This window comes from Larkinella sp. (assembly GCF_965227735.1).
GTDB lineage: Bacteria > Bacteroidota > Bacteroidia > Cytophagales > Spirosomataceae > Larkinella.
On record NZ_OZ245776.1, the window covers coordinates 2,317,233 to 2,343,418 of the forward strand.

Annotated in this window: 20 protein-coding genes; 6 read left to right on the top strand and 14 right to left on the bottom strand. The window is 52.1% G+C overall.

The features are described from left to right. Window positions 1-40: 40 nt before the first annotated feature. The 11 genes from ACO064_RS08900 to ACO064_RS08950 form a co-directional block, all read right to left on the bottom strand. Complete coding sequence (locus tag ACO064_RS08900) at window positions 41-949, bottom strand: sugar phosphate isomerase/epimerase family protein (RefSeq protein WP_421827032.1); 909 nt, start codon at window positions 947-949, stop codon at window positions 41-43. Between the two features lie 371 nt (window positions 950-1,320). Continuing rightward, a complete protein-coding gene (locus ACO064_RS08905) occupies window positions 1,321-2,805 on the bottom strand; it encodes a GDSL-type esterase/lipase family protein (protein WP_421827033.1) in 1,485 nt (494 codons plus the stop codon). Between the two features lie 964 nt (window positions 2,806-3,769). Next, entirely contained in the window at window positions 3,770-5,269 is a 1,500-nt protein-coding gene (locus ACO064_RS08910) for an MBOAT family O-acyltransferase (protein WP_421827034.1), read from the bottom strand. Between the two features lie 146 nt (window positions 5,270-5,415). Beyond that, on the bottom strand, window positions 5,416-6,363 hold the full coding sequence (locus ACO064_RS08915; RefSeq protein ID WP_421827035.1) for a glycosyltransferase family 2 protein: 948 nt from the start codon (window positions 6,361-6,363) through the stop codon (window positions 5,416-5,418). Between the two features lie 49 nt (window positions 6,364-6,412). Then, a complete protein-coding gene (locus ACO064_RS08920; RefSeq protein ID WP_421827036.1) occupies window positions 6,413-8,146 on the bottom strand; it encodes a hypothetical protein in 1,734 nt (577 codons plus the stop codon). Window positions 8,147-8,238: 92 nt separating this feature from the next. Further along, window positions 8,239-9,207, bottom strand: a complete 969-nt coding sequence (locus ACO064_RS08925) for a glycosyltransferase (RefSeq protein ID WP_421827037.1) — start codon at window positions 9,205-9,207, stop codon at window positions 8,239-8,241. Between the two features lie 80 nt (window positions 9,208-9,287). Then, window positions 9,288-10,715 carry a DUF6056 family protein gene (locus tag ACO064_RS08930; protein ID WP_421827038.1) on the bottom strand — a complete coding sequence of 476 codons (1,428 nt, stop codon included), beginning with the start codon at window positions 10,713-10,715 and terminating at the stop codon, window positions 9,288-9,290. 288 nt (window positions 10,716-11,003) lie between these two features. Beyond that, the gene (locus ACO064_RS08935) at window positions 11,004-12,476 is read right to left on the bottom strand and encodes a hypothetical protein (protein ID WP_421827039.1); all 1,473 of its coding nucleotides are present in this window, start codon (window positions 12,474-12,476) and stop codon (window positions 11,004-11,006) included. 50 nt (window positions 12,477-12,526) lie between these two features. Continuing rightward, a complete protein-coding gene (locus ACO064_RS08940; protein WP_421827040.1) occupies window positions 12,527-13,435 on the bottom strand; it encodes a DMT family transporter in 909 nt (302 codons plus the stop codon). A gap of 3 nt (window positions 13,436-13,438) precedes the next feature. Further along, the gene (locus tag ACO064_RS08945) at window positions 13,439-14,515 is read right to left on the bottom strand and encodes an LptF/LptG family permease (RefSeq protein WP_421827041.1); all 1,077 of its coding nucleotides are present in this window, start codon (window positions 14,513-14,515) and stop codon (window positions 13,439-13,441) included. Between the two features lie 31 nt (window positions 14,516-14,546). Continuing rightward, window positions 14,547-15,200 carry a metal-dependent transcriptional regulator gene (locus ACO064_RS08950; protein WP_421827042.1) on the bottom strand — a complete coding sequence of 218 codons (654 nt, stop codon included), beginning with the start codon at window positions 15,198-15,200 and terminating at the stop codon, window positions 14,547-14,549. Window positions 15,201-15,441: 241 nt separating this feature from the next. Here ACO064_RS08950 and ACO064_RS08955 point away from each other — a divergent pair, with 241 nt between their 5' ends. The 3 genes from ACO064_RS08955 (at window position 15,442) to ACO064_RS08965 (ending at window position 19,850) form a co-directional block, all read left to right on the top strand. Then, entirely contained in the window at window positions 15,442-16,755 is a 1,314-nt protein-coding gene (locus ACO064_RS08955; protein ID WP_421827043.1) for an Nramp family divalent metal transporter, read from the top strand. Between the two features lie 77 nt (window positions 16,756-16,832). Beyond that, window positions 16,833-18,776: a KUP/HAK/KT family potassium transporter gene (locus ACO064_RS08960; RefSeq protein WP_421827044.1), complete on the top strand. Its 1,944-nt coding sequence runs from the start codon at window positions 16,833-16,835 to the stop codon at window positions 18,774-18,776. Between the two features lie 12 nt (window positions 18,777-18,788). Beyond that, the gene (locus ACO064_RS08965) at window positions 18,789-19,850 is read left to right on the top strand and encodes an NAD-dependent epimerase/dehydratase family protein (RefSeq protein ID WP_421827045.1); all 1,062 of its coding nucleotides are present in this window, start codon (window positions 18,789-18,791) and stop codon (window positions 19,848-19,850) included. A gap of 73 nt (window positions 19,851-19,923) precedes the next feature. Here the strand turns inward: ACO064_RS08965 and ACO064_RS08970 are convergent, their stop codons facing one another. The 3 genes from ACO064_RS08970 to ACO064_RS08980 form a co-directional block, all read right to left on the bottom strand. After that, window positions 19,924-21,486 carry an Rne/Rng family ribonuclease gene (locus tag ACO064_RS08970; protein WP_114408166.1) on the bottom strand — a complete coding sequence of 521 codons (1,563 nt, stop codon included), beginning with the start codon at window positions 21,484-21,486 and terminating at the stop codon, window positions 19,924-19,926. A 260-nt stretch (window positions 21,487-21,746) separates the two neighbouring features. After that, window positions 21,747-22,589 carry a tetratricopeptide repeat protein gene (locus tag ACO064_RS08975; RefSeq protein ID WP_421827046.1) on the bottom strand — a complete coding sequence of 281 codons (843 nt, stop codon included), beginning with the start codon at window positions 22,587-22,589 and terminating at the stop codon, window positions 21,747-21,749. Window positions 22,590-22,669: 80 nt separating this feature from the next. Next, on the bottom strand, window positions 22,670-22,975 hold the full coding sequence (locus tag ACO064_RS08980) for an HU family DNA-binding protein (protein ID WP_114408168.1): 306 nt from the start codon (window positions 22,973-22,975) through the stop codon (window positions 22,670-22,672). Window positions 22,976-23,117: 142 nt separating this feature from the next. Between ACO064_RS08980 and mutY the strand changes: the two genes are divergently transcribed. The 3 genes from mutY to gldE are packed head-to-tail and all read left to right on the top strand — an operon-like array spanning window position 23,118 to window position 26,164. After that, window positions 23,118-24,206, top strand: a complete 1,089-nt coding sequence (gene mutY / locus ACO064_RS08985; protein WP_421827047.1) for an A/G-specific adenine glycosylase — start codon at window positions 23,118-23,120, stop codon at window positions 24,204-24,206. Between the two features lie 51 nt (window positions 24,207-24,257). Next, a complete protein-coding gene (locus ACO064_RS08990; RefSeq protein WP_421827048.1) occupies window positions 24,258-24,803 on the top strand; it encodes a single-stranded DNA-binding protein in 546 nt (181 codons plus the stop codon). Window positions 24,804-24,835: 32 nt separating this feature from the next. Further along, window positions 24,836-26,164, top strand: coding sequence for a gliding motility-associated protein GldE (gldE, locus tag ACO064_RS08995; protein WP_421827049.1), 1,329 nt, complete (start codon window positions 24,836-24,838; stop codon window positions 26,162-26,164). Window positions 26,165-26,186: the final 22 nt, after the last annotated feature.

A 26,186-nucleotide genomic window follows, 5' to 3' on the forward strand; every position in this document is an offset into this window, starting at 1 on the left:
AGTAATGCTAGTTGCTGCTGCCCGGCAGAACCGTCCGGTTTTACACCTCCGCCAGTTGTTTCCTGACAGTTGCCAGCCCAAGCGCAACCTCCTTGTCAAAATCAGTCCAGTTGCATTCCAGCGATAGCCCGCCTTCGTACTTGATTTGTTTCAAGGCCCGAAAATACGGCTTGAAATCGTCACCCATCACACCGGGTGCGGTGCGTTTCTGTTTTTCCGCGATGTGGCAATGCGTGATGTATTGGCGGTATTTGATGATTTCCTCCGGTTTTTCGTCTTCTTTCAGCATGTGGTAAATATCACACTGCAACTTAAACCACGGGTTGTTGACGGCCTGAATGATTTCCACGCCTTCAGCCAGGCTATTGATAAAATTGGTTTCACCGCGGTTCAGCGGTTCGACCGCCAGCGTAACGCCGTGTTTTTCGGCCAGAGGAGCCATTTTTTTGCACAGTTCGATGTGCTGCGCTTTGGCGGTGGCCCGGTCAAACCCATCGGGAATCGCCCGTGAACCGCCACTGCCAAACACAATATTCTTCGAGCCGCATTCCTTCGCCCGCTTGAGTGCCAGATCGGCCCGCTGTAAAATGGCCTCGTGGTGGAGGGTTGGCCCCACCGATTTCAGGGTGCCCGGAAAAAAATAAATATACGATCGAACGGGCAAACCTTCCGTCTTCAGCGTCACTCGGTTTTTGTCATACTGCGCGTCTCCCGCATCGGGAATCAAAAACCGCCCGACACTTTCCTCGATGAACGAAAAGCCCAGTGTTTTTAATAACCCGACCTTTTCATAACCGGCACAAACACCCAAAGGCAGCGACAAACCAGCACTGGTTGCTTGCCCCATTCCGGCTTTAGCCAGCGTATTCGCTGCGGTTATTCCGGTCAGAATTCCGGTGGCACTCTTTAAAAAGGCTCTTCTTGACGTCTGGTTTTCGGTTGGATTCATGGAAAAAGGGTCGATTGTCAAAAGTGATTGGCGTCAACTACGCACCAGGTTGAACTCCTGAGCGGAAGGAGAACACGAAATGTAGAATGATGAATGCTAAATATAAAAGTATTTTCCAATTCAGCACTTTTACATTTAGCATTCATCATTCTTTTAAAAAAAAGTCTTACAAGCTGTTTGAGTTAACCGGGGAGAGCCCTGGAAGGGCGGTCTGTCAATAGTCAATAGCATCCATCAACTTGTGGTAGCTCCGGAGGAGCGGTCTAAAAACATCTTCAGGCCGCTCCTCCGGAGCTACCACAAGTTGATGGATGCTATTGACTATTGAAAGGACAGGCCTCCGGCCCTAATTCAAACAACTTCTAAACCGGTTATTTCAACACGGCTTTGCGAATCGCTTCTCCCCAGAAAACCCCCAGCGTAGCCGCTCCTTTGGCGTTCGGGTGCAGAAAAAACGTCCCTTGCTGGCCATTTTCATGTTGAAAATCGGTCAGGTAATGGGTTTTGAAGTAATTGAAGCCCTGCGTATCGCCGAGTTTCACCTGCCCCGGATGCGTCGCGCCATACGATGCGATCAAGGCGTCGATTTCCGGAAAATACGTCTGCAACCGATCCAGGCCTTCCTGTAAATATTTCGACCGGTTGTAGGTCGTCGGACTGTACCAGATCGGGCGGTGGAAAACCAGCTTGCAAGCGGGATAATCCGTCAATAACCGGTCGGCGATGGTTTTCAGATTGGCGCGGTAGGATTCCGGCGAAACCGGGGCGCCGTTGGGGCCCTGCATGGCGCTGTCGTTCGTACCGAGAATGATGGAAAAAACGAGCTGACTGCCTGCATCGCTCTTGAAAACATCAGCCGCCTGCGCCACTTTTCCAAATGCTTTGTTGGTCGCGGGCAGAAAATCGACGGTAGTAAAACCGCCTACGCCCTGATTGGAAAATGCAACCTCCCGGATGCCAGCCTGCTGTTTCAAATACGCCGTTGCTAAAACCGGTGGGGCTTCCGTCAGACGATCTTTCAGTCCGGCTCCGGCCGTGATGCTGTTGCCAATGAAGACAATGTTCAGTTTTTGTTCCGGGAAATTGACGGAATTCGACTTCGCAAAAATTTCCGCAGCGACCCGTTTTCGATACAAATCCGCGACATTTTGCTTCATCCGCGACCGATCCCTTTCCTCCAGAGCGGTTGTAATCACCGGTATCCAAAGCTTCTGACCTTCCCGGTTGAGGTGCAGACCGTCGGCCAAAAACAACTCACTGCGGCCTTTTCCATCCTGGCCATCCGTCAGCGGAACGACGTCGATGTAGTATAAACCGTCCAGTTTTCCCGCCAGTTTTTTGATTTCCCGGTTAAATTGGTCGCCCTGCTTTCTGAATTTTTGCCGGGCCGGTGAATGCCGGTTTGACACGAAATAGACTTCGGCCAGGGGGTTTGACTGCCAGAGTCGGGCCAGGAACGTTTTGAAGTTTTTGACAACGGTTTCGGGGTCATCACCACCCGCCAGATCGTTTCCTCCGCACGAAAAAACAACGCGGGCGGGGCGGTATGGCAGAATAATCCGGTCCATGACGCGCACCACATCAGGAATGGTGGCTCCGCCGAAACCCCGGTTGACGGGACTAAACTGGCTGAAATCTTCTTCCAGCGTTGGTCCCCAAAGCCGCCAGGTCGAACTGCCTATAAAGAACGTTGAGCCGGGAACGGGCGGATCATCGACAGCCTTCGCTTCGTAGGCTTTGATTTCGGACTCGAAACGGGGTTCTTGAGCCAGTAACCGGGTTCCGGTCGCAACCCAGATCAGAAGAATTGGTAGGATAAACCGCGTCGTTATTCCTTCAAAAGCTCTTTTCTTCATTTTAAAAAGCGAGATCGCAAGCGTGGTTTTGGATCGGATTCGCGCTGCATGTAGAAGCTAAAACGGGACGGTTTTTACTTGATAAGGCGTGAATTATGGAATGTCCATGCCCAAATCGGTTCTCTTGACCAGCCAAGCCTTCCATCCCGTTGGGATTCAACAGCGCAGCGTCGGTAGAAAACGAACAACCCAAACAACCATCTAATCCCGTAGGGATTCAACAGCGTAGCGTCGGTAGAAAAAGAACAACCCAAACAACCATCCAATCCCGTAGGGATTTAACAGCGCAGCATCGGTAGAAAAGGATGATTCATTATTTTCCCTGCGTGCCGTGAGGTACGCGACTGTCGGATTCTTGTGAATGGTCGCGTACCTCGCGGCACGCGGGACCTTATCGACATTCTTGGGCTACCGACGCTGCGCTGTTAAGCCCCTGACGGGGCAAAAAACGGCTCGACCAAGCTAGTCTTTAAAAAATACGGGTTTCCAGCCCTGTTTTCCAATCTAATTGCCGGACCTAAATCGCTAAACGGTTTAAACTGAAAATAGATAAATAACAACCCAAACAACCATCTAATCCCGTAGGGATTCAACAGCGTAGCGTCGGTAGAAAACGAACAATCCAAACAACCATCTAATCCCGTAGGGATTCAACAGCGTAGCGTCGGTAGAAAAAGAACAACCCAAACAACCATCCAATCCCGTAGGGATTTAACAGCGCAGCATCGGTAGAAAAGGATGATTCATTATTCCCTGCGTGCCGTGAGGTACGCGACTGTCGAATTCTTGTGAATGGTCGCGTACCTCACGGCACGCGGGACCTTATCGACATTCTGGGACTACCGACGCTGCGCTGTTAAGCCCCTGATGGGGCAAAAAACGGCTCGACCAAGCTAGTCTTTAAAAAATACGGGCTTCTACCCTGTTTTCCAATCTAATTGCCGGACCTAAACCGCTAAACGATTTAAAACTGAAAATAGATAAACTGATTCGAGGTGAAGACGCCAAAGAGGTACGACAGAAAGCAGATCAGCGGGAATAGCACGAAAAACAGGACGGTATTGCGCGTCGGAATCGTCAGGTACAACTTCTCTTTCACGAACAAAACCGCCACCAGCAACACGCAAAACCACAACTCGGTCGAATTGAAAGGTGTGCTGAGGGGGCCATCGAAGGGAGAAAAAACGATTTTACTGAGAATGTGAAAGGCGTTGCCGACGGGGGCTTTGTGGTTCCGGAAAAACACCCACGTCAGCATCACCAGCACGAAAGTTAGCACGGTTTGCAGCAGTTGATACGCCTTGTTCTCTTCCGGCAGCTTGATACCGAACTGATTAAATGCCTTGTCGCGCCAACCCGCCATGAGCTGGTACGCGCCGTGCAAACCGCCCCAGATGACGTAATTCCAGCTCGCGCCATGCCATAAGCCGCTGACTAAGAATACGATAAATACATTCAGATACCGCCGGGAGGGACTGACCCGGTTTCCGCCCAGCGGAATGTAGAGGTAATCGCGGAACCAGGTGGAAAGCGAAATGTGCCAGCGTCGCCAGAATTCGGTGATGGAACGCGAAAAATACGGCGCCCTGAAGTTGTCCATTAGCGTGAACCCCATCGTCCGGGCGGCCCCGATGGCAATGTCGGAATAGCCCGAAAAATCGCAGTAAATCTGGATCGTAAAAGCCAGCGTTCCCACCAGCAGCGTCAGGCCGTTTTGCTCCGCGGGGTTGTTGTAGGCATGGCTGACAATCTCCGCCATGCGGTCGGCAATGACCACTTTCTTGAAAAAACCGAAGGCCATTTGCATCAACCCGGCTTTCAGATTCTCGAAACTGAAATGAAAATGGGTATGAAACTGGTGCAAAACGTTCTGTGGACGCTCGATAGGACCGGCCACCAGTTGCGGATAGAACATCACATACAGCGCGTAGATCCCGAAATGATGCTCGGCTTTCTGATTGCCGCGGTACACTTCGATGGTGTAGCTCATCGCCTGAAAAGTGTGAAAAGACAGACCGATGGGCAGGATCGAATCGACGATGCTGAACGAGGTGGTGTTGGGCTGGCCAAACAGCGTCAGCACTTTGTTGAGCAGCCCGATGGCTTTCTGGTTGACAAGCTGGGCCGGGCCGTCGAGACTGGCCTGGTCGAGCAGCCAGACAAGGCTATCGGTGAAAAATCCAAAATACTTGAAGAATGCCAGAATGCCGATGTTCGAAATCAGGCTGACGATCAGCAGCCATTTTCGGCCCGAACCGGGTTTGGTACGCTCCAGCCAGATCCCGGCGTAATAGTCGATAACAATGGTCAGAAACAGGATCAGGATGTAAGCCGGTTTGAAGACCATATAAAAGTAACAACTGGCCAACAACAGCAACACCCACCGCCCGCGCCAAGGCAGACTGTAATACGCCAGGGTTACGACGATGAAAAACAATAAAAACTGGAGCGAATTAAATAGCATTAGGCTTTTAGATTTGATGGACGATGGACCATTAACGATGGACCATTGACGGAAAATCAGGAGTTTATAGTGCTTGTCAAAGGACGATTGACCATTGTCCATTGTCAATGGTCAATCGCCCATAGTCCATGGTCAATCGTCCATCCTCACAACTGACGTTCTTTTTTTCGGATGGTTTCCCGGACGATGTACAGCGGGCGGCCTTTGCTTTGGAAGAAAATCCGCAATACGTATTCGCCGATCAGCCCCATTCCGATGAGCTGAATTCCCCCAAAGAGGATAATGGTAAACAGCAACGCCGTAAAGCCTTCCGGCACCCCTCCGAAGAAATATTTCTTGATGAGCGTCTGAATAAAATACAAAAAAGCAATCCCGATGGAGAACATGCCCAGATTGGTCAGGAACTTGATCGGGAACTCACTGAAGTTAAAAATACCGTTGTACGCCAGTTTGCGGAGCATTTTGAACGTGTATTTCGCATCACCGGCCACCCGGGCATCGCGTTCGTATTCGACGCCGATTTGTTTGAAGCCGATCCAACTACGCATTCCGCGAATGAAGCGGCTTTCTTCGGGCATCTGGTTCAGGACGTTGGCAACCCGGCGGCTGATGAGCGAGAAGTCGCCACTATCGAGCGGAATGTCGACGTAGGAAATGGATTTCATGAACCGGTAGAACAGAAAATAGGCGGTTTTCTTGAAAGCACCCTCTTTCCGTTTCTTCCGAACGGCATAAACGACATCGTAGCCTTCCTGAAATTTAGCGTAGAATTCGTCCAGCAACTCAGGCGGGTCCTGAAGGTCGCCGTCGATGATAAACAAGGCTTCGGAGCCTTTGGCGGCTGCCATCCCGGCCGTCAGCGCAATCTGGTGGCCGTAGTTCCGGGCCAGAAAAACGCAGTGATACCGGTCGTCGGTCAGGGCCAGTTGCTGCATCAACACGGCCGTATTGTCGCGGCTACCGTCGTCGATCAGGACAACTTCGATGGCCAGTGGTGAACGATCCATCAAGGCATTTAGCCGGGTAACGAGGTGTGGAAACGATTCCCGTTCGTTGTACAGTGGAGCGACTATGGAAATCTGTGGATCAGACAAAGTGTATAGCAGTTAATTGGAACGCACAAAATTACATTATTGTCAGTACTTACCGAACGTTTATGAATTGATTCGAAAAACGGATGTCGGCACCCGCACCCGAAACAATCAGAATGCCAAGCTGATAGGAACCCGGATGCAGGAAGGTTTTAAACACCTGTGCACTGACATTGGGCATTCGGCGTCTGAGGTAATATTGCAAGGGAAAAAACAGGTTTTCGGCCGGAAAAAGATACGTATGGCGATCGGATTTGACCACGATACAGGCCTCGCTGATTCCTGCGGGCAATGGCCAGTTCTGGGTCACCACCCGAATCTCACCCGCCGATTCCTCCACCAGCAGGTGCAGGGCGGAGTCGGCGGGTGGTGCCGGTTTCAGCAGCGTTGATTCATACGGCGCGTAGAACGTATTTTCGGGATAGGTGTAAAATCCTTTTTCAACGGCGGTGTGCATCCATTTTTCGCTGGCAGCCGCGTAGGGCGAACCAATCATGGCCCCAAAACCGAGATCGTTGTGTTTCTGATTGAAAGCCGACGTCTGCCGCATGAGCGTCTGCGCACCCAGAAACGGCAGATGGTTGAAGTACATCACGCCCCAGACGACCCACCCCAGCACTAGACCACCCACCATCCATCGTTTCCGGTGCGCCGGGTTCCGAAGCTCACTCAACCGGTTCAGGTAGAGCACACTGACGAAGAGCGCCGGATAGAGCATATAATTGCTCACGAGCATGACACTGTAGCCAAACCGGGGTCTCAGAATCGCGACCACCACCGCATTGACCAGCAAAAAACCGTATACACCCACGAAAAAATACCGGCGGTGATTGAGTTCGGCATCGGCCGGTTTCTGGTCGGTTTGCCAGAGACTGGGCAGGAGCGTCGTTTTGAACAACCGGAACAGAAGGCCAATGAGCAGCATACCGCCCAGCGTGGGCAACAGGCTGCGGATCAAAATATCGGTTCGCGGGAAAAAGTCGAACAAACCGCCCAGAAACGTAAAAAAACCGAAAAAGACGAGGTGGGGATGTTGCAGGAAAAACGACAGACTGCTTTCATTACCCTGCAAACTGGCAAAATCGTGAAAGTACAGAATGATGACCACCACCGCGATGGCGATCCAGACCGCCAGCCGCAGCAGGTAGTGACGCCCTTCCAGACGCCATTGCACCAGCAGAACGCCCGCTCCGGCCACCCAGCCGAACAGGCCGTTGCTCATGGAAAACGAAGCCAGAATCTGTAAAAAAAGCGCCCCGGCAAAGCGGATCGAAACCGTGGCGGACCGGCCGGGAAAAGCGAGCCAGTACAACGCCCAGAGAATCATCATACCTACCGCCAAATGCTGCAAAGCCGTGATGGCCCAGAAACTGGTCAGGCGGTGTTGGGGTTGCAGCAGCACCAGCGCGATCGGCAGAAACGCCAGCAGCGGCAACCGCAGCGTCCGGAAAACCCGGTAGAAAACCAGCAGAATGGCCAGTAAACAGCCAAAAGCCAGCAGAATCAGCCACCGGAAGTTGAGCATACCGGTCAGGTTGTAGAAAACCAGCGTGGTTAGTTTGGCAAACAGGATACGGTGTTCGTTGTTCGGAGCCAGCAACCAGTGGAATTTTTCGGAGAAAGAATCGGCTTCGGTATAATTGACCAGAAACCCCACGAACGATTCGAGATCGTCCATCCAGGGAACATTGTCGGTGAAGAGGAGCACCAGCGTGAGAAAACTGGCAATCGGGAAAGCGACCAGGAACGGAGAAATTTTCCGAAGCGGTTCTGAAATCTGAATCATAGCGAGCGGGCGGCCTGATACGGCAACGGTTGGCATGCAACGTATATACTTCCCCGGAATGGCATCAGGCCTGTAAAGTGCGGTTTTTCAGGTCAATAGACCTTTTCTATCTGCTCTACAAAATCCCCGTATTGTTTGGCCGGAATGAAGTGTGACTGCGTTCGGTACGTCAGCACGATAAACACCAGCAACAGGGAGATCAGGAAAGCCTGTAGAATAACAATGAACAACGAAAAAACAATGTAAATGGCCCCCTGCGAAATGATCAGCTGATCCGTCACCCGCAACAGGATAACCACCGTGATGACCACCGTTGAAACTGCCGCCGTGATGACGCAGAAGAGCAGGATTCGCACGGCCGTGGCTTCCATCAGCACCGAAATGGCACTCAGACCGTGCAGAATCAGCGACACAAAATTCATCTTCGACGTGCCGGCCAGTCGCGCCCCCCGTTCGGCCGGAACCGACTGGTAGGGCAATCGCGAGCGGATTACGCCACCGGGGTAGTTGTTCCAGATGTCGGAAACGTGCGCCAGTTTTCGCAGCAGGTTGGGCGGAATCACACTGAAATTACCAAAGGTAATGGCTTTCCCCGTCAGCAGCTTGAATACGGATTTATAAATTAAATAGAAGGTTCGGAACAGACGGCTTTCCCGGCGTTTGGTGCGGTGGGCGAAAATGATCTGTCCGGGCTTTTGGGCTGAAGCCTCCAGCAGCCGGGCGATGTCTTCGGGTTGATCCTCCCCGTCCGAATCCATTACGATGGTGGTATGGGTTTCCGGCTGATCGGCCAGGTAAGAAAGACCAAGCGCAATCGCTTTCTGATGACCCACATTCCGCCAGAGCCGCATGATCGACAGGCTGTAGCCCGTATCGGTCGGCAACGATGCGTAGTTGGTAACGGAACAATCGTCCACGATCAGGAAATGAAACCGTTTCCGGAGAGCAGGGGCGACGGTTTTCGTCATTTTATCCAGGAGCAGCCCTAAGGCTTCCCAGTCATTAAACAAAGGAATAACAATGTATACTCTGTCGGTGGGTGCAGTGGGTATGTCGGTCAACGTACAATCGATTTATATACAGAACGGTGCCACAAAAATAGAACATATCCCAGACTTGTGACAGCCCGGGCTTTACACTCTTATTCAATGGTTGCTGGCCCCAGCTTCACCCCTTTTTTGTGGTAATACCCCGCCCAGCATCGGTTCCACAGATGATAGGGGTCGGAACTGAAATCGCCCAGCACCAGCGAAACCGGGCTAACCGGCAACGGACTCAACTGAACGGTGTCGCTTTTGCTGCTAGCCATCATCGCATACCGCTGCTCCACAGCCTCGTGGTACTGTTTGGCCCGGCCGGAACGCAAGTCACTGACAGTCAAGCGAAAATTCACATTCTGATACGTTAAAAAAAGCAGCGAAATGGCCACTACCACCACGACCGTCCAGCGGTAACTGGTCAGAAACGACAGAACGCCGACATGCTGCCGGAAAACCCGCACCCAAATCGTCAGGTTATAAAACCACCCCAGCGTCAGAATCAGGTTTACGGCGTTGAGCAAACGGGGCACCGGCTGGACACCGACGGCCCAGAAATGCAGCAGCGTCAGAATAAACAACAGCCCGACATACGGGAGAATGGCCAGACCCGGATGCACCTCAAAGTAACGACGGGTAGGATTCCGGGGGTCGGTCAACTGGTAGGCAACGGGCAGAAAAAGCAACGACAGAGGCAGTAAAGGCGTTTTTGTGAATTGTTTGGGGAAATACTGCGTGCAGTATTTCAGCGTCTCGGTAACGGAAAACAGCACATCCTGGCTGCGTTCGTTGCCACCCATCCGGACGGCATTGCCGGGTGCCTGAATCAGGAAATAACAGCAAATGGCGGCAATGCCAAACAAAATGAGCTGGGAAAGCGGGAGTTTTTTTCGATAAATCAGCAGGCCCATCAGAACCGTTCCCAGCAGTGCCATGGCCATAATCATGCTGGTTTCGCTGGACCCGATGATCACCGCGACCAGCAACGCTTCCAGGAACAAAAGGCGGCCGTTCATTCGGAATTGAATCCGGTCGTGGGCAATCAAAACCGCTATCAAAAACAGGAAGCCGACACAGGCGACGGAATAACAGGCCAGGCCGGGATACCAGTAAAAAAATTCCGGGATCGATACGAGCTGGGAAATGAACAGAAAACAGCCCGCCGAGGCTGCGACGATCTGCTCCGCTAACGTCAGCAGCGGCCGGGCCAGTTGATGGATGACCGCATAAAAACCCAGCCACAGCAAGATCAGCAGCAGAATCGGAAACACGGCATAGGCCCCATACCACTCCCAAACCAGCGGCCCGGTGTGGACCATCAGGTTGTGAAAATACCGCCCCGTCCAGCCATCGTAGTAAAACTTCTGCGCCTGCCAAACTCCGAACTGCCGGGCCGTATCGGCAAAACAGTAGTCGTCCACCAGCGAGGGTTGGTTGTAAAAAGACAGAGCAATGAGTGGGATAGCCACCAGAGACAGGCAGCCGAGAATCAGAAAGAAAACGAACTTGTTGGGTGTAATGAATGGATTCATTAGTGACAGATTGATCACACGAAACACGTGCAGTAGCTCACAACGTTTTGTTATTGAATAGATTACCGTTCGCTTTACACCTTCTCAGCACCATTGCCGAACAACCCGCTGTAGGCACAACGAGCAGCCCGCACACCAGCAGCAGCCAGGCACAGCAAACGTATTCAAAAGGGCATATTCCTTTTTAATACGCTGAAATTGACAAAAGTAAAGAAAGTAAAGATAAGGAACGCACCCCATCCTACCCAATCTTTCCACCGGGCGGCTGAAACGAATCAGGAAGGGGTCTTACGGTTTGCGGGCAATCTGGGGCAGAACGGCTTTGGGATTGTCTGCCAAAACCGGCAGTTTGTGCAGCTTCGCCCCTTTCCGGTAAAAATAACCGGCCCAGCAATCGTTAAACATATGGGCAGATCGGTAGCTCAGGTCATCCAGAACCAACGAAACCGGCAGGACGGGTAAAGGTGGCAATGTAACCGTATCACCTTTGGTGGTGCCCATCAACCGATAGCGGGCCATCATGGCCCGGTGGTATTTCTGAGCCCGTCCATAGCGGAGGTCTTCATACGTGAGCCGAAAGTTGGCGTTCCGGTATCCCTGCCATCCAAGCACCACCGTGACGACCAGCACCATCGGCCACCGATCGTGCAACAGCAACGTCCATTGACCCAGGGCTTCCCTGAAAATCCGGACGAAAACCGTCAGCGTATAGAACCAGCCCACAACCCACACGAAATTGACGACATTCAGCAGACGAGCCACCGGCGGAACACCCACGGCCCAGAAATGCAGAAAGGTCAGAATAAACAGCAGACCCAGGTAGAAACCCAGCGCCAGCCACCCATTGATGGCAAAATAAACCCGTGCCGGACTCCGGCTGTCGGTTAGCCGGTAGGCGATGGGTAAAAAAAGCAGCGACAGCGGCAGAATGGCCGACTGGAAAACCAGATTCCGGAAATAGATCAATCCGAATTTGGCCGCTTCCAGCGCCGAAAAAACCGCATCCTGGCTCAAGTTATTGCCTGCCATCCGGATGGCATTGCCCGGTGCCTGCACCACCGCGTAACTACAGAGACCAGCCCAAGCGAGCAGAATCAGCAGGGAAACCGGAAGGGTTCGCTGGTCGAGCAGACTGAGCAAAGCCAAGAAGCCCAGGCACGCCAGCATCACCACCATCCAGGTCTCGCTGGAGCCAATAATGACCAAAATCAAAAGGGCTTCCAGCAACAGGAGCGGACTTTTCCAGCCGGTTTGCTGCCGGTGGTGGGCGATGGAAACACCGATCAGAAACAGCAGAAACACGCAGGCGAGGGAATAGCCCGCCAAACCCGTATACCAGTAGAAAAATTCGGCGATGGAACGCAGTTGCGTAATGTATAAAAAACAGACGCCCGACGCGATCGCAATTTGCTCGGAAGTGGCGAGAACGGCGCGGCCCAGTTGGCGGATCAGTGTGAAAAAACCGGTCCAGAGCGCCAGCAGCAACAGGATGGGAAAAACCGTGTAGGCCCCAAACCACCGCCAGACCAAGGGGCTCGTGTGGACGATGAAGTTGTGAAAATACCGCCCTGTCCAGCCATCGTAATACATCATCTGGGATTTCCATACGCCAAATCGCATCACGGTATACGCAAAACAATAATCATCGACGATCGACGGATGGTTGTAAAAAGCCAGCCAGATCAACGGAATGGAGACCAGTAGCAGACATCCTGCCAAAAGAAAAAAAATGTATTTGTTTGGCGAAATAAATTTTCCCATCGGTTTCATTATCAGTTACATAGACCGAAGCCGGTGTTTGTAAACTTTTTTTATTGAATAGAATAGTTTTTGTTTTTACCCATTCTCCGGTTTAAAGCCGGATACACCAGCACGGCCAGCAGAATAATCAGCGTACCGGCGTAAAAACCCGTCGTCATCCGCTCGCGGTCACCAAAAAACAACCAGGCCAGCATGATCCCGTAGACGGGTTCCAGATTAACGGTCAGGTTCACCGCAAAGGCCGAAAATTTCCGCATGAGCCACACGGAAGCCGAATAGGCGTAGACGGTGCAGACAAATGCGAGGATCGAAATCCAGAGCCAATCGGCCGGTTGCGGCCACAAGGCCGTCGGTTTTTCCGAACCCGATGCCAAATATAGCCCCAGAAACAGCAAAGAACTACCAAACGCCCCCGACATTTCGTAAAAGGTGATGACCATCGGTGGATAACGCCGGGTAAACTGGCTGTTGATGATGGTAAAAATGGACGCCAGCATGGCCGAAAAAACCGCCATGACCAGACCAACAGCCCGGTCAATTTCAAAACGAAAGATCAGATACAACCCCGCCATCACGACCAGGCCCAGGATCACTTCAACGGCCCGCAGGCGTCGGCGGAAAAAAAGCGGTTCCAGCAAACTCGTCCACAAGGAACCGGTGGCCATACCGGCCAGACAAACCGAAACGTTGGCCGTTCGGGCAGCTTCGAAAAACAGCGCCCAGTGCAGCGCAATCACCAGCCCCGTAGCCAGCAGTTTCAGGCGGTCGGACCCGGAAACCGGCACCATTTTTTTCTGTACATAGAGCAAAATCCCCAGTCCGATGGCCGCCAGCAAAGTGCGGTATACCACGAGGGTGAGGGCCGATACCGAAATCAGAACGCCCAGAATGGCCGTAAAACCCCAGATCAGGACCAGAAAATGCAGGTGCAAATAATCGGTGGTGGTAGGGCGATTCATACGTTATCGCGGAATCGTATGGTACAAAATCACCCCAATGGCCGCAAAAATGATGTTCGGCAACCAAACCGCCACGATCGGATTGAGGTTGCCCGACTCGGCAATGCCCTTGGCCAGCATAAAAAACAGCAGGTAGACAAAAGCCAGCACGAACCCCAGGGCCACCTGCCAGCCCACGCCCCGGCGACTTTTCCGGGCCGACATAATCACGCCAATGGCCGCCAGAATGATGATGGCAAAGGGGCGCGTTTGCCGGGAATATTTCTCCAGCAAATAGGTTTCAACCCCGTCGGCCCCCCGGCTGCTGAGCAGGCTGATGTAGCTGTCGAGTTCGGGAAAGGTAAAGGTTTCGTAGAGACTGAAATCGCTGTCGAAATCCGACGGATACAGATTCAGCAGCGTATCGACTTTGGTGCCGTGGGTGAGCGTTTCCTGCAGGCCATCAATTTTCCGAATGCTGTAATCATACACTGTCCACTTCTTTTTCTCGGGGCTCCATTCGATGCGGTCGCCCGCCATTTTTTGCAGAAGTTTGTTGCCCTGAACCTGTTCCAGCGTGAATTTATAGCCCGTATTGCTCTGGTTATTATAGCTTTCCAGGTAGGCATACACATTGGGAGCCACCTTGATGTGGATATTACGGCCCGAATAGGTATATGGATCTTTGGTGTATTTCAGCTCGAAAGCGATCCGGGTCTGGTTGGCTTTCGGAACCACCCAGCCCACCAGAAAATAAGTCGCTATGCTCAGGATGAGGGCGCCGATGCTGTAGGGAACCAGCAGCCGGACAAAGCTCATGCCGCTGCTCAGCATGGCGATGATCTCCGATTTGGCCGCCAGCCGGGAGGTCATAAAAACCGTGGCGATGAACACCATCAGCGGACTGATGTAGTTGGCCCAATACGGGATGAAGTTGAAATAATAATCAAAGATAATTTTGTCGCCGGGGGCCTTGTGCTTGTAAAAATCGTCCACTTTCTCGGTGTAGTCGACCACACAGACCACCAGCACGATGACCATCACGACAAAGAAGTACGTCAGCAAAAACCGTTTTAAAATATACCAGTCGAGGAGTTTCATGAAAGTGGGTTAGAGTCAGCCAGACAGTCGTCTAATTGACTAATAGATTCCGGGCAACTTCATTACTGACAAACAACGTTTTTTCGTGGTTAATCTGTACAGAAACGGATTTATCAAACGCGTTGACATCCTGCACCAGCACCCGGCAGCCCAGGTTCAAGCCGGTTTTATCGAGGTGTTGCAGAAATTCCGGCGAGTGTTCGAGAACACCCATCACCTGAACTTCTTCCCCAATGGTCACTTCCGATAATTTGGTGTATTCTACGGTCGGCATGTGCCCCGCCGGGCTGGGAATTGGGTCACCGTGGGGGTCGAATTGCGGATAACCCAGAAAGGCATCCAGTTTCTGCACCAGGTCTTCAGAACGGATGTGTTCCAGTTCTTCGGCCATCTCGTGCACCTCGTCCCAGCCGAAGCCCAGTTTTTCGGCCAGAAACACTTCCCAGATCCGGTGCCGCCGAATCACTTTCAACGCCAGCCGTTCGCCTTCTTCGGTGAGCCGCACACCCTGGTATTTTTTGTAGTGGATGAGTTGCTTCTCCGCCAGTTTTCGCAGCATATCCGATACCGAAGCCGCCTTCGTCGCCGTCATTTCGGCCAGCGAATTGGTCGTAACCTCCCCTTCCTGCCGGGCAGCCAGGTAATAAATGGTCTTTAAATAATTTTCTTCCGTGAATGAATGCATAGGCGCAGGACGGATTTGCCATCCACCCAATCTCTCCAGAATCGACTAAAACCAGAAAACGACCGATGGGATCACCAACTGATATTTTCCGACTACAAATTTAGATTTTTATTACCGTTCAAAAAATTTTTAGACGAGTCTAAATTTTTATTTAGAAACATTTGATATATTTGTTGCGTTAAATACAAGAATATGTGTATAGCAGTCTAACGCTATGGTAACCAACGAATCTACTTCAAAGATGGCCCAGGGATGGAAGTCCGAAAATACATCGAAATCACTGCCTGAAGTTCACGCCAGCATACCGGTTTCGGAAACGGGTTCTTTTTACAAAAGATTACTGGCCTTTTCGGGGCCGGGTTTGATGGTGGCTGTTGGCTACATGGACCCCGGTAACTGGGCCACCGACATCGCCGGGGGTTCGCGGTTTGGCTACACTCTGCTGTCTGTCATCCTGATTTCCAACCTCTTCGCGATGCTGCTGCAACATCTGTCGCTGAAACTGGGCATTGCCACGGGCCGCGACCTGGCCCAGGCCTGCCGCGATCACTACAGCCGTCCGGTGTCGGCAGCTCTCTGGTTTTTGTGTGAAATTGCCATTGCCGCCTGCGATCTGGCAGAAGTGATCGGTTCGGCCATTGCCCTGAATCTGCTATTCGGAATTCCGCTGTCGGTGGGCGTCTGCATTACGGCGCTGGATGTTTTGCTGCTGCTCTACCTGCAACACAAAGGGTTCCGCTGGCTCGAAAGCATCGTGGGTGCCCTGATTTTTGTCATTCTGCTGTGTTTTGCCTACGAAATTTTGCTGGCCCGGCCCGAAATAGCCGCCGTGTTGGGAGGACTGATTCCGCAGAAAGAAGTCATCACCAACCCGGACATGCTGTACATTGCCATCGGGATTCTGGGGGCCACCGTGATGCCCCACAATTTATACCTGCATTCGAGCATCGTCCAAACCCGCGATTTCGCCCACACCGACAGCGGTCGCCGGAATGCCATCAAGTTTGCCACCATCGACTCCACGCTGTCGCTCTTTCTGGCGTTTTTCATCAACGCGGCTATTCTGATTCTGTCGGCAGCGGCTTTTCACACCTCCGGAAACCACCAGGTTGCCGACATTACCGACGCTCACCGCCTGCTCGATCCGCTCTTGGGAGCCACGCTGGCGAGTGTTGTCTTTGCCGTTGCGTTGCTGGCGTCGGGGCAAAATTCGACGCTCACCGGCACACTGGCGGGTCAGATCGTCATGGAAGGTTTTCTGAACATCCGGCTGAAACCGTGGCTGCGTCGGCTCATCACCCGCCTGATTGCCATCGTACCCGCCCTGATCGTCACCATCCTGTATGGCGAGCGCGGCACCTCGGAGTTGCTGGTTTTCAGCCAGGTAATCCTTTCGGTTCAACTCAGTTTTGCCGTCGTGCCGCTGGTTCTGTTCACCAGTGACAAACTGAAAATGGGGGCTTTCGTCAATCCCCGCTGGCTGACAATTCTGAGCTGGGCAGTGGCCGGCCTGATTATTGTTTTGAATGTTGTCTTGCTGGTTGGTACGCTTTGATGGAGAAAACCGGGATTTAACGTTATATTTACCCGGATTTCACCAGCCGGGCTCGTTTAGCCCGGCGTTTATTCTCTATGGACGATAAAAGGCACCTGGATAAGGTATCGGCAGCGGGTCTGCTGGTTGCACTGGGTATCATCTACGGCGATATTGGCACCTCGCCCCTCTACGTGCTCCGTGCTGTTGTTGGCACCGATCAACCCATTCAGGAAGACATTGTCAGGGGAGCCCTTTCCTGCATTTTCTGGACCATTACCCTACAGACCACCATCAAGTACGTTATTTTGGTGCTGCGGGCCGATAACCGGGGCGAAGGAGGAACGTTTGCGCTCTATGCGCTCGTCCGCCGACACGCCCGCTGGCTGACCATCCCGGCCATTATCGGTGGCAGTGCTTTGCTGGCCGACAGCATCATTACCCCTCCCATCTCCGTATCTTCCGCCATCGAGGGACTTCGCATCCTTTATCCCGACATCCCGACCGTACCGATCGTGCTCGGAATTCTGGCGTTTCTGTTTCTGATTCAGACCTTTGGTACCAGCGTTGTCGGTACGGCTTTCGGCCCGATCATGCTGCTGTGGTTTACGATGCTCGGCACGTTGGGTGTGCTGGCCATCGCCGACGATTTATCCATTCTGCAGTCGGTCAATCCGTATTACGTTTATCACTTTTTGACGGACTACCCCGGTGCATTCTGGCTACTGGGTGCGGTTTTTCTGTCGACAACCGGGGCTGAAGCCCTGTATGCCGACATGGGCCACACGGGTCGGGGAAACATTCGGATCAGTTGGGCTTTTGTGAAGGCCTGTCTCCTGCTCAATTATTTTGGACAAGGAGCCTTCATAGAAAGTCTGGCCGGTCAGCCCCTCGGCGAACGCAATCCGTTTTACGGTTTGATGCCCGAATGGTTCCTCTTTGCCGGTATTGTCATTGCCACGATGGCTACCGTCATTGCAAGTCAGGCCATGATTACCGGCGCGTTTACCCTCATCAGTGAAGCCATCCGGCTGAATTTCTGGCCGAAAGTCCGGCTCCGCTACCCGACCAATAAAAAAGGGCAATTGTACGTTCCGAGCATCAACTGGCTGCTTTTTGCGGGTTGTGTGGGCGTTGTTCTCTATTTCCAGGAATCGTCGCGCATGGAAGCGGCCTATGGACTGGCCATCACGCTCACGATGCTGATGACGACCATTCTGTTCAGCTATTACATGTATTCCCACAAATACAACGCGTGGTTTGTCATGTTCTTCCTGGTTTTTTACCTGCTCGTGGAAACCAGTTTTCTGATTGCCAACCTGGCGAAATTCACCCACGGCGGCTGGGTGTCGGTGTTGATTGCGGGCATCATGGCCGGTATCATGATCATCTGGCTGAACGCGAACAAGATCAAACTGCGCTTGACGGAATACGTTAAAATCGACCAGTATATTCAACCGTTCAAGGAACTCAGCCGGGACATCAGCATCCCGAAATATGCGACGCACCTGGTTTTTATGAGCAACGCAGCCCGGGCCGCCGAAATCGAGTCCAAGGTCATTTACTCCATTTTTCAGAAACGCCCCAAACGCGCTGATATTTATTGGTTTATTCACGTCGACACCACCGATGATCCGTATACGATGGAATATAAAGTGAACACCATCGCCCCCGATGACGTTTACAAAGTGACCTTCCGGCTGGGTTTCCGGATCGAACAGCGGATCAACCTCTTTTTCCGGCGGGTTATCGAAGACATGGTGAAAAACAAGGAAGTGGACATCACCAGCCGCTACGAATCCCTCAGTCGCCAGAACGTGATCGGTGATTTCCGGTTTGTGGTGCTGGAAAAATTCCTTTCCTTCGAAAACGACCTGCCGTTGCGCGAACGGATTGTGATGGATGTTTATTTCTTTGTTAAAAACTTCACCACCCCCGAAGACCGCTGGTTCGGGCTCGACAGCAGTGCCGTGAAAATCGAAAAAGTGCCGCTGGTGATCCGTCCGGTCGAGAATGTCAAACTGAAACGAATCGATACCTAATTTCTCCACTAAATGAAAATACTGATCACCGGCGGAGCCGGCTTTGTTGGCTCTTCACTGGCTTTGTCTCTCAAAACCGACTACCCCCAGTACGAAATTTTTGTTCTTGACAACCTCAAACGAAAAGGCTCCGAACTGAATGTGGCCCGGTTGACCAAAGCCGGTATTCAATTTGTTCACGGCGACATCCGGAACAAGGAAGATTTCGATCCCATTCCGCCCGTCGACACGCTGATCGAGGCATCCGCCGAGCCGTCGGTGCTGGCCGGTCTGACCGGAACGCCCGACTACCTCATCAACACCAACCTGTTTGGTACGGTGAACTGCCTCAACTTTGCGTTGAAATCCAAAGCCAACGTCATTTTCCTTTCCACCAGCCGGGTGTATCCCATCAAAACCATCGAGACCCTGAATTTCGATGAACACGACACCCGGTTTGTGCTGTCCGACGAACAACCGGTGCCGGGCGTATCGTCCAAAGGCATTGCCGAAAACTTTCCGCTCGACGGCGCACGCTCGCTCTACGGCACCACGAAACTGGCTTCGGAGCTGATTATTCAGGAATATCAGGAGTTTTTCGGCCTGAAAACCGTCATCAACCGCTGCGGGGTCATCACCGGTCCGTGGCAGATGGGCAAGGTCGATCAGGGTGTGATGGTTCTCTGGATTGCCAAACATTACTTTGAGCAGAAACTGGCGTATATTGGTTACGGCGGCACCGGAAAACAAACCCGCGACATGCTCCACATTGCCGACCTGTATCGGCTGATCGACTGGGAGTTACACAACATCGACCAGGTCAACGGCGAGATTCTGAATGCGGGAGGGGGCAACGAAAGCAGTGCGTCCTTGCAGGAACTGACCAAAATCTGTCAGGAAGTCACCGGAAAAACCATCCCCATCAGCAGCGTGGCCGAAAACCGGGCCGCCGACATCCGGCTGTACATCACCGACAACACGAAAGTGACGAAGCTGACCGGCTGGAAACCCGAGTTGGGCATCAAAGAAATTGTCACCGACATCACGAAGTGGCTCGACGAAAACCGGGAAGCCCTCGAACCGATTTTGAAGTAACCAAGATTTCTTTATCATACAAAAAGCCACCTTCGGGGTGGCTTTTTGTATGATAAAGAAGATGATGCGAAAATCAGGCGGCTGTCACCTCAATCTCTTCGCCCTGTTTGTTATAGAACTTGAATTCGTTGATCCCAAACGAACTGTCTTTGATCAACTTAACCCACGTTTTGTGTTTCATGAACCATTGCATCTGCTTGGAATACCAGCCTGCGGTATAATAGGCGTAGAGGTACGGATGCATCATGATCTGGACACCACGCTCGTTCTGGCGGGTCAGAATGTATTCCAGGTTCTGTTCGATGGCGTCCGTAATCAGGATACTGGCCTGAATTGTACCGGTGCCACCACAGGTCGGGCAAACTTCTTTGGTAACAATGTTGATTTCCGGACGAACGCGCTGCCGCGTAATTTGCATCAAGCCAAACTTCGTCAGCGGCAGAATCGTGAATTTGGAGCGGTCGGTTTTCATTTCCTCCCGCATCACGTCGAAAATCATTTTCTTGTTGTCGGGTTTCTTCATATCGATAAAATCGATAACGATGATTCCACCCATGTCGCGCAGCCGGAGCTGGCGGGCAATTTCTTTTGCGGCTTCTTTGTTCACACTGACCGCCGTGGCCTCCTGATCCTCCTCGGAATTCGATTTGTTCCCGCTGTTGACGTCGATCACGTGCAGCGCTTCCGTATGCTCAATGATCAGGTAACCGCCCGCAGGCAGACTAACCGATCGCCCGAACAGTGACTTGATCTGTTTTTCAAGCCCGAACTGTTCGAAAACCTTCATCTTGTTGTTCGTATAGAACTTGACGATTTTCTCTTTTTCGGGAGCAATGGTGTGTATGTACGTTTTAATTTCATCGTACATCTCCTTGGTGTCGACGGTGATGCTGTCGAACGATTCGTTCAGCATGTCGCGGAGGATGGACGAAGCCCGGTTCATCTCGCCAATAATCCGGTCGCGGGGTTTGGCGTCGCGCAGGAGTGCAATTCCCTTTTCCCACTTTTCGAGGGAGTTGGTCAGATCGCGATCCAGTTCTTCAACGTCTTTACCCTGTGCTACGGTCCGGACGATCACCCCAAAATTTTGCGGTTTTATCGACGACATCAGGCGCATCAGGCGCGTGCGTTCGGCTTTATCCGTAATTTTTTTGGACATATTGACCGTACTGGCAAAGGGCACCAATACCAGATACCGCCCTGCAATGGAGATATCGCAGGATAAACGCGGCCCTTTGGTCGAGATGGGTTCTTTGACAACCTGCACCAGAATGGGTGCGTTCTTACTCAATACCTTATCAATTTTCCCGAGCTTGTCGATCTCGGGTTCCAGCTTGAAATTGTTCAGCCGGCCGGTATTGGCCCGTTTGGCGATAACGTCTTTCGTGAATTTGTTAAGCGAGTTAATGTTGGAGCCTAAGTCCAAATAATGCAGGAATGCATCTTTTTCATAGCCAATGTCGACAAATGCCGCATTGAGGCCCGTCACTAATTTTTTAACTGTTCCTAAGTAAATATCGCCGACGGTAAAGCTGCTGTCCGACTCTTCAACGTGATATTCCAGCAGTCTTTTGTCTTGCAAAAGTGCTATCCGATCACCTTTCTGAGTCGAACTAATGACTAATTCGTTACTCACAAGATGAATATGCGGTTAAGAGGCCCGAAAATATATAAAAAGGCCGGGCAATCGGTTCGTCGGCATCCAGGTTAAAATCCTGTTGCACAAGCGAATAAGTCCTCCGATTGGCCGGCCCGTATGGTAAGATCGCCCGAAAGCGATCTACCTATTTTTTCTTATGGCGATTCTTTCTCAGGCGCTTCTTCCGCTTGTGGGTAGCAATCTTGTGACGTTTTCTCTTCTTTCCGCAAGGCATAATGGTAATTATTTTTTTATGGTTAAAAATTCTTTTCCAGCTCTTTCACGGCGGCCTGAATGGTCGGGTCTTTCTCCCGCTCTTTCACTTTGGCCAGCAATTTCCGAGCCTCTTCTTTGCGGCCCATTTCACCCAGGCTGATGGCCAGGTAAAATTGCGCCTTGGTATTGTCGGGATGACTGACCAAAATGGCCTGAAACCGCTCTACCGCCCGATTATACTGACCGGAGCGCATCGACAACAAACCCATGTTGAACAGCGCCAGTTCATTCGTCGGATCTTCCTTCAGCACATCCCGCAGCAGCATAATCCCCTGCATCGGCGTTTCGGTCGTGACATACGTCATCGCCATATTTGCCTTGGCAGCCAGCAGATTAGGGTTACTGTCGAGTGCTTTCTGATAAAACTCCCGGGTCTTTTTTCCCAGGTTTGCCAGTTTCTGATTGTCGACGGCAAACCCGTAAGCTTCATAATACAAATCGCCGGTTCGGAGGATGTTGGCTTCCGTTGGCGCCAGCGTCACCAGTTGTTCGGCAATTCGGGCAGCACTGTCATACCGACTCACTTTCCGATACGCCTGAATCAGTTCATTCCCAACAACCGGTTTTTGTTTAGCCTCCGCCGATTCAAAACGACGGCTCAACCGGTTCAGTTCCTTTTGCTGTTCGGGCGCCAGACTGGCCGTGTGCAGATCAGAACGATCCGTACGCAGCACCGCCGTATCCCGCACGGCCGTTTCCGGATCCGTCGTCTTTTCGTTGGTCAGTTTCCGGTCTTCGTTACGAACCACTACATTGGGCAGGCTGTATAAGCCCGCCGTCAATAGGATACCAACACCGATGACTAGAAAAATAGATTTGTTCATGGTAATAGAGATGAGATGTTAGACCAGAGAAACGAGATAATTCCCTGGTCTAACATCTCACCTCTTTTGTCATACAATGATTAAACTGAAACGTTTTCGTTCCGTTTAACCTGGGTTTTAACTTGCTCAACAAACACTTTGGCCGGTTTGAAGCTCGGGATAAAATGCTCATCAATGACCATCGCCGTGTTTTTGGAGATGTTCCGGGCCACTTTACGGGCTCTCTTTTTGTTGATAAAACTACCGAACCCTCTCACGTAGATGTTCTCATTCTTCGCCAGATTATTCTTGATCACGGTAAAGAATGTTTCAATGGTGTGTTGAACATCTGCCTTGTCGATTCCTGTCTTCTCGGCAATTTCTGCGATTACGTCTGCTTTCGTCACGTTCGTACTAAACTTTAAGGTTCAATCAGTTGTTGAAAAAAAAGCCTCTCCAAATTGGGAGCACAAAGGTAGATTTTTCCTGTTAGAGAAAAAACACTCTACCTTGTTTTTTCTTCTCAACAACACCAAGTTACGAATTGTTTTGGATTGGTTTTCAGACTCCGACGACACAAGAATCGATTTTGCTGCGACCCTGGCGGGGTGGTATGCACACCACAAACGGGATTTGCCGTGGCGTCACACCCGCAACCCCTATTTCATCTGGTTATCAGAGGTTATTCTGCAACAAACGCGCGTGATTCAGGGCCGCCCCTACTACGAACGCTTCGTGGCCGCTTACCCCACGGTTCAGTCGCTGGCCGACGCCGACGAGCGGGATTTGCTGCGGCTCTGGCAGGGGCTGGGCTATTATTCCCGGGCCCGAAATATGCACAAAACCGCGAAGTACATCGCCGGTGAATGCGCCGGCCGGTTTCCGGAATCGTATGCCGAACTGCTGAAACTGCCCGGTATCGGTACTTACACGGCGGCCGCCATTGCCTCGTTTGCGTTCGATGAAAAAGTGGCCGTGGTCGACGGGAACGTCTACCGGGTGCTGGCCCGGGTGTTTGGCATCGAAGAAGACATTACGACGACGACCGCCAAAAAAACCTTCTCAGCCCTGGCGAACCGGCTGATTCAGCAGTCTGACAATCCGGCGACCTACAACCAGGCGATTATGGAATTCGGCGCGATTCAGTGTACGCCGGTTTCGCCGGACTGCCTTTTGTGCCCCTTGCAGCAGCAATGTCGCGCCTATCTGACGGGCCGACAACGAATGTTACCGGTCAAAAGTAAGAAAACCGCCGTCCGCGAACGGTTTTTTAACTACATTGTGATCCGTCAGGGCGACCGCATTGCGCTGAAAGAGCGGACTCAGAAAGACATCTGGCAGCATCTGTACGATTTTTGCCTGATTGAAACCGAAGAGCCGATGGAAGCGTTTCGGGAATTACCGGAAGGAAGCGTACTGAACTGGGTGTTGCGGGAAGGCATTCTGAAGGGATTATCCGACGAACGAACGCACGTTTTAACCCACCAAAAGATCCGGGCACGGTTCTGGCTGGTGGAGGTGCCGGAGGGTCGAAAAGTGGAGCTTCCGGACGGGTTAACTTTTTGTAAACCGTCTGAAACAGAACGGTTACCAAAGCCAATTTTAGTCGTGGATTATTTGAAAAGTCTTCGTTTTTAGCTACTTTTACTTAGTAAAGTAGCATCCATTCACCATTTTATTTACCGTTTTATGGCAAGCATGAACAAAGTGATTCTGATTGGCAATGTTGGTAACGATCCTGAAGTCCGCTACCTGGATGGAGGGTCAGTGGTTGCCAAATTTAGCGTTGCCACAAACGAACGCTACACCACCCGCACCGGAGAGCAAGTCGACCAAACTGAATGGTTTCGGGTCGAAGTTTGGAATGACCAGGCTAAAACCGTTGAAAAATACGTCCGCAAAGGCAACCAGATTTATGTAGAAGGGCGGCTGAAAACCGAGACCTATACCGACCGCGAAGGCAAGGAACGTTTCTCGCTGACAGTTCGGGCCACGACGTTTCAATTCCTGGGCGGTGCCCGTCAGGATGGGGCTGAAGGCGGTGGCGAGTCCTACGCCGAATCGACACCGGCACCCCGGCAACAGGCGGCACCCCAGCCAGCACCCGCCCGGCAAGCAGCCCCGCAGCCACAGGCGGCTCCTCAACCGGCCCCGCGGCCCGCGCCGGCAGCCCGAAAACCGGAGCCTGTTCCCGATGATATGAATAACGCAGGCGACGACGATTTACCGTTCTAAGCCCGTGTTTTTGTTCACCCATACGCAACTACATGGATAGCGATCCCCTCTCGAGTAAGGTGCTCCCGGCCGATGCCTGGGGCACCTATCTTAGTTTTTATGGCCCTTATGCCGCCATTCTGATTGTCCTGCTGGCCCTGGCGGCCATTGTTTCTGCTTCTGAAGCCGCCTTTTTTTCCCTTTCGTCCGACGACCGCGCCATTTGCCGCAGCAGCGATGAGGTTGCCGAACGCCGGATCATGAATCTGCTCGACCGACCCCGGCGGCTTCTGGCCTCCCTCCTCATTTTCAACAACTTATTAAACCTGGCGATCGTCGTGATCGTCACCTACCTCGTCTGGAAACTCAGCCAGCTCGACCCGACCTCCGGCTGGGTACTGGCCAGTTTAACGGCGGTGTTGACCCTGACGATTGTGTTGTTCGGCGAGATCATTCCGAAGGTGTACGCCAGCCAGAACAGTCTGTCGGTGGCCCGCCGGACGGCTCCGCTGGTGGCCCTGGCTTCCACCCTCTTCCGGCCTTTGTCGGTCCTGCTGGTCAGTTTGACCAGTGTGATCGATCAGCGAATCCAGCGACGGGGCTATAAGGTTTCGATGGTAGAACTCAACCAGGCCGTTGAGTTAACCAGTCGTGAATCAACCCACGAGGAGCGCGAACTGATCAAAGGCATTGTCAATTTCAGCAACCTGACGGCCCGGCAGGCCATGCGGGCCCGGGTCGATATTACGGCGTTTAGCGAAAAGCTGACCTTTACGGAATTGCTGGCCCAGATCAACCAGTCGGGCTATTCGCGGGTGCCGGTCTACAAGGAATCGCTGGACGAAATTGAAGGCATTCTGTATCTCAAGGATTTATTGCCGCACCTGGACAGCGACGATTCGTTCCGCTGGCAGACGCTGATCCGCCCGGTTTTCTTTATTCCGGAAACCAAAAAAATCGACGACCTGCTCCAGGATTTTCAGAAACGCCGGGTACACATGGCCATTGTGGTGGACGAGTACGGCGGCACCCGTGGCCTCATTACGCTGGAGGACATCATTGAAGAGATTTTTGGCGACATCAATGACGAGTTTGACGAGGAAGAACCCATTCCGTTTCAGCGCGTCGATGACCGGACGATTCGGGTGGAAGGCAAAATCCTGCTGACAGACATTTGCCGGGTTCTACAGGTTGATATTACCTACTTTGACGAGGTCAAAGGCGAAAGTGAGTCGCTGGGCGGTTTGCTGCTCGAATTGTTCACCCGCGTTCCCCAAACGGGACAGGAGGTTAGCTACGGCGATTTTACGTTTAAAGTCCTCTCGGCCGACGATAAGCGAATCCAACACGTTGAAATTGTCAGACAGGAAACACCCAGTTGATCAGCAAGGTAATCGCTCATTC